A 5,113-nucleotide genomic window follows, 5' to 3' on the forward strand; every position below is an offset into this window, starting at 1 on the left:
CGCCACCACATCACCCACCCAGCGCGGTTTCGGCCTCGACCAGCCCACCGCGAGCCGACGACGAGAGCCGACTGCCCCGCGGCCGGGGCGAGCGGGATGCGGAGCCGCCGACGTCAAGAGCGCACGCGCATGCTTCACCGCCGCGAAGCGGAGCCGGCGCAGCATCCCGCTCGCCCCGGCCGCCCCAACCCGACCAGCACTACTCGACGGTGACCGACTTCGCGAGATTCCGCGGCTGGTCGACGTCGAAACCACGCGCACTCGCCATTTCGCAGGCGAACACCTGCAGCGGCACCGTCGACACCACGGGCTGCAGCAGCACCGGGCATTCGGGCACGCGGATGAGGTGGTCGGCGTACGGCACGACGTCGTCGTCGCCCTCTTCGGCGATGACGATGGTGCGGGCGCCGCGGGCGCGGACCTCTTGGATGTTGCTGACGATCTTGTCGTGCAGGACCGAGCGACCCCGCGGGGACGGCACGACGACGACGATCGGCATGCCCTCTTCGACCAGCGCGATGGGGCCGTGCTTGAGCTCGCCGGCGGCGAAGCCCTCGGCGTGCATGTAGGCGAGCTCCTTGAGCTTGAGCGCGCCCTCCAGCGCCACGGGGTAGCCGACGTGGCGGCCGAGGAACAGCACCGACGTCGCCGAGGCGAGGTTGCGGGCCAGTTCGCGCACCGGCTCCATGGTCTCGAGGACGAGGTCGACCTTGGCGGGCAGGTCGGAGAGGTCGCGCACGACGGAGCGGATCTCGTCGCCCCATTTGGTGCCGCGGACCTGGCCGAGGTAGAGGCCGACCAGGAAGCAGGCGATCATCTGCGTGAGGAACGCCTTGGTGGACGCGACGGCGACCTCGGGACCGGCGTGGGTGTAGAGGACGGCGTCGGACTCGCGCGGGATGGTGGCGCCGTTGGTGTTGCAGATGGCGAGCACCCGGGCGCCCTGCTCGCGGGCGTAGCGCAGCGCCATGAGGGTGTCCATGGTCTCGCCGGACTGGCTGATCGCGATGACCAGGGTCTGCCGGTCGACGACGGGGTCGCGGTAGCGGAACTCGCTGGCCAGCTCGACCTCGCAGGGGAGCCGGGTCCAGTGCTCGATGGCGTATTTGGCGACCATGCCGGCGTGGTAGGCGGTGCCGCAGGCGACGACGACGACCTTGTCGACCTCGCGCAGCTCGTCGTCGGAGAGGCGCATCTCGTCGAGGGAGAGCAGGCCGTCCTTGCCGATGCGGCCGAGCAGGGTGTTGGCGACCGCCTTGGGCTGCTCGGCGATCTCTTTGAGCATGAAGTAGTCGTAGCCGTCCTTCTCGGCGGCCGAGGCGTCCCAGTCGACGTGGAACCGCTTCTCCTCGACGGCGTTGCCGTCGAAGTCGGTGAGGGTGACGTCGTCGGGCGTGATCTCGACGATCTGGCCGTCGCCGATCTCGAGCGCCTCGCGGGTGTGCGCGATGAAGGCGGAGACGTCGGAGGCGAGGAAGTTCTCGCCTTCGCCGACGCCGATGACGAGCGGGGAGTTGCGGCGGGCGGCGACGACGCGGTCGGGGGCGTCGGCGTGCACGGCGAGCAGCGTGAAGGCGCCGTCGAGCCGGCGGCAGACCGCGCGCATGGCGTCGGCCAGATCGGAGCCCGCGGCGACCTCGGCGGCCAGCAGGTGCGCGACGACCTCGGTGTCGGTCTCGGAGGCGAACCGGACGCCGGACTCCTCGAGCTCGGTGCGCAACCGGGCGAAGTTCTCGATGATGCCGTTGTGGATGACGGCGACCCGGCCGGACTCGTCGAGGTGCGGGTGGGCGTTGCGGTCGGTGGGCGAGCCGTGGGTGGCCCAGCGGGTGTGCCCGAGGCCCGTGCCCGACGACGGCAGCGGCCGCTCCTCGAGGGCCTTCTCGAGGTTCACCAGCTTGCCGGCCCGCTTGGCCGAGGCCAGTGCGCCGTCAGCGACGATGGCCACGCCCGCGGAGTCGTAGCCGCGGTACTCGAGCCGCCGCAATCCCTCGACGACCACGTCGAGAGCTTCGCGATGTCCTGTGTAACCCACGATCCCACACACGGCGGTCACTGTAACCGCACTCGGCCCCGGATGGCGCATCGCCGGGACAAGTCGGCCACAATGAAGGCCATCATGACTGTTGTCCACGACTCCTCGCCGTTCGTCGACCTGTCCCGTGCCGACTGGGCGCGGTTGCGGGACGAGACGCCGCTGTCGCTGACGGCGGCCGAGCTCGACGAGCTGCGTGGGCTCGGCGACGCCGTCGACCTCGACGAGGTGCGCGACGTCTACCTGCCTCTGTCGCGCCTGCTCAACCTGCGCTTCCGGGCCACCGCGCGGCTGCACGAGGCCACCACGACGTTCCTCGGCGGCTTCGCCGAGCGCACCCCGTTCGTCATCGGCATCGCCGGATCGGTCGCCGTCGGGAAGTCGACGACGGCGCGCCTGCTGCGGGTGCTGCTGGCGCGGTGGGCCGAGCACCCGCGCGTGGCGTTGGTCACGACCGACGGGTTCCTGCTGCCCAACGCCGAGCTGCGGCGACGGGGTCTCATGCAGCGCAAGGGCTTCCCCGAGTCCTACGACCGGCGGGCGCTGCTGCGGTTCGTGTCGGCGGTGAAGTCCGGCGAGCCGGTCGTGACGGCGCCGGTCTACTCGCACCTGACCTACGACATCATCGAGGGCGAGCGGACCACCGTCGAGCAGCCCGACATCCTGCTCATCGAGGGGCTCAACGTCCTGCAGCCGGCCCGCCCGCGCCCCGACGGCGTCTCCGGGCTCGCCGTCAGCGACTTCTTCGACTTCTCGCTGTACGTCGACGCCTCGCCGAAGGACGTCCGCCGCTGGTACGTCGAGCGGTTCCTGCGGCTGCGCGAGACGGCGTTCCAGCGGCCCGAGTCGTACTTCCGCCGCTACGGCGAGCTCGACCACGACGCCGCCGTGACGCAGGCCGAGCAGCTGTGGGACACCATCAACGGTCCCAACCTCGCACAGAACATCCGGCCGACGCGCGGGCGGGCCACGCTGACGCTGACGAAGGGCCCGGACCATTCGGTGCAGCGGATCCGGCTGCGCAAGATCTAGCCGTCGCCCCAGGTCAGACGTCGCGCTGGTAGCCGACCAGCCAGCCGGCGGGCACGTAGCCGAGCTTCTCGTTGACGGCGATCATGTACGTGTTGGTGTCGGCGTTCCAGGTCCAGATGGTCCGCACTCCGGGCCGGTCGCGCAGCAGCGTGCGCAGGTTGGCGATCTTCAGCAGCAGGCCCAGCCGGTGCCCGCGGTGCCGGGGGTCGACGATGGTCTCCTCCTGCAGGCCGGTGCTGTCGTCGCCGGCGGCCAGGACGATGGCGGTCTGGCCGGCGATGGTGCCGTCGGGCGCGACGGCGACGGCGCACCAGACGTGGCGGCGCATGCGGGCCAGCCGGTCCTCGCGCAGCCGGATGCGCCCGGCGTCCCAGGTCTCCTGCTCGTAGTCGAGCTGCCCGAGCGGCGCGTCGGTGCTCAGGCGCGCCGTCATGCGGGCGTACTCGGCGACGTACTCGTCAGGGACGCGGTCGCGCCAGGTGAGGACGCGGTAGTCGGCGGCGTGCGCGTCGGCCTCGCGCTCGAGCCGGGCCAGGCCGTCGAGGTCGAACGGCGGCCGCTGCACCCGCAGCACCTCGACGATGCGGCGGGTGTAGCCGTGCTTCTCGGCGAACCGGGTGCCGGCAGAGTCGTGCGGGCCCAGCGGCCCCTCGACGTCGACCATGAACCGGGTGCGGCCGCGCAGGACCGCCTCGTCCTCGACCGTACGCAGCAGCGCGGTGCCGACGCCGCGCCGGCGCGCCTCGGGCCGGACCGCGATGTCGACCTCGCCGAGTGTCGGGTTGTCCTTCAGCGGCATCGCGACCGCCGCGGCGCCGACGACCGCGCCGTCGTCCTCGGCCAGCCAGAGCGCGACGTCGAAGGCGTCGGAACGCTCGTAGTAGACCTGCAGCTCGTGTTCGAGCCAGCGGGGCCCGCCCGGGAAGTCGTGGGCGTAGCCGGCGTCGCGGGCGGCGAACCAGGCCGGGTAGGCGGCGTCGCCGGTGCCGTCGAGCTGACGGATCTTCATGGGCCGTCTCCGCGTCGGGGTCAGAGGCTCCGCTGATAGCCCGCGGACCATCCTGCGACACGGTAGCCGAGCGTCTCGTTGATCGCGATCATGTGCGCGTTGGAGTCGGCGTTCCAGGTCCACACCGACTGCAGGCCCGGGCGGTCGGCCAGCAGCCGGCGCAGGTTGGCCGCCTTGAGCAGTAGGCCGAGCCGGTGGCCCCGGTGCCGCGGGTCGACGATGGTGGCGTCCTGGAAGCCATGGTCGTCGCTGTCGTGCGACAGCGCGATCTCGGTGACGCCGGCCATGCTGCCGTCGGGTCCGACCGCCGCCGCGACCCAGGTGCCGCGGCGCATCCGCTCGCGGCGCTGCTCCGAGGAACGGATGCGGGGAGCGTCCCACGCCTCTTCCTCGTAGTTCAGCTCGCCCAGCGGCGCGTCGGTGCTCATGCGCTGCTCGAGCCGGGCGTACTCGTCGACGAGGTCGTCGGGCGCTCGGTCGCGCCAGGTGACGATGCGGTAGCCGGCCGCGTGCGGCCGCGCGGCCTCCTCGGCCGCCGCGATGCCGTCGAGGTCGAACGGCGGCCGCTGCACCCGGCTGATCTCGGTGATGCGCCGGGTGAAGCCGTGCTTCTCGGCGAACGCCGTGCCCGACGTGTGGTCGGTGCCGGTGGGACCCTCGAGATAGAGGAGCTGGCTGCTGCGGCCCTCGGCCTTCGAGGCCTCGTCGAGCGTGGCCAGCAGCGCGCTGCCGATGCCCCGGCGCGACTCCTCGGGCCGGACGAACACCTCGGGCTCGGCCAGCGTGAGATTGTCGCGCAGCGGCAAGCCCAGCACGGCCGCGCCGACGGCCTTGCCGTGGTCCTCGGCCAGCCAGAGCCGGGCGCCGTGGTGCTCGCTGCCTTCGTAGACGACCTTCAGCTCGTGCTCGAGCCACTGCGGGCCAGTGGGATGGTCGGCCAGCCGCGCGCTCAGGTGGACGTCGTACCAGTCGGCGAAGGCGTCGTCGGTCGCGTGGATCGGTCGGATCTGCACGCCCCCACCGTCACCCGCGAACCC

General features: G+C 71.9%; 4 protein-coding genes. 1 reads left to right on the plus strand and 3 read right to left on the minus strand.

Annotated elements, in window-relative coordinates:
• Positions 1 to 199: 199 nt before the first annotated feature.
• A complete protein-coding gene (gene glmS, locus E1212_RS28865; RefSeq protein WP_131988960.1) occupies positions 200 to 2,047 on the minus strand; it encodes a glutamine--fructose-6-phosphate transaminase (isomerizing) in 1,848 nt (615 codons plus the stop codon).
• 72 nt (positions 2,048 to 2,119) lie between these two features.
• Here glmS and coaA point away from each other — a divergent pair, with 72 nt between their 5' ends.
• On the plus strand, positions 2,120 to 3,067 hold the full coding sequence (gene coaA / locus E1212_RS28870; protein WP_238992529.1) for a type I pantothenate kinase: 948 nt from the start codon (positions 2,120 to 2,122) through the stop codon (positions 3,065 to 3,067).
• Between the two features lie 13 nt (positions 3,068 to 3,080).
• On the opposite strand, the gene E1212_RS28875 is transcribed toward coaA, so the two are convergent.
• Together E1212_RS28875 and E1212_RS28880 are read right to left on the minus strand one after the other, a co-directional pair.
• Positions 3,081 to 4,076 carry a GNAT family N-acetyltransferase gene (locus tag E1212_RS28875; protein WP_162605677.1) on the minus strand — a complete coding sequence of 332 codons (996 nt, stop codon included), beginning with the start codon at positions 4,074 to 4,076 and terminating at the stop codon, positions 3,081 to 3,083.
• A 20-nt stretch (positions 4,077 to 4,096) separates the two neighbouring features.
• Positions 4,097 to 5,089, minus strand: coding sequence for a GNAT family N-acetyltransferase (locus tag E1212_RS28880; protein WP_131988966.1), 993 nt, complete (start codon positions 5,087 to 5,089; stop codon positions 4,097 to 4,099).
• Positions 5,090 to 5,113 lie beyond the last annotated feature (24 nt).

Source organism: Jiangella ureilytica (assembly GCF_004348545.1).
Classification (GTDB): Bacteria; Actinomycetota; Actinomycetes; order Jiangellales; family Jiangellaceae; genus Jiangella; species Jiangella ureilytica.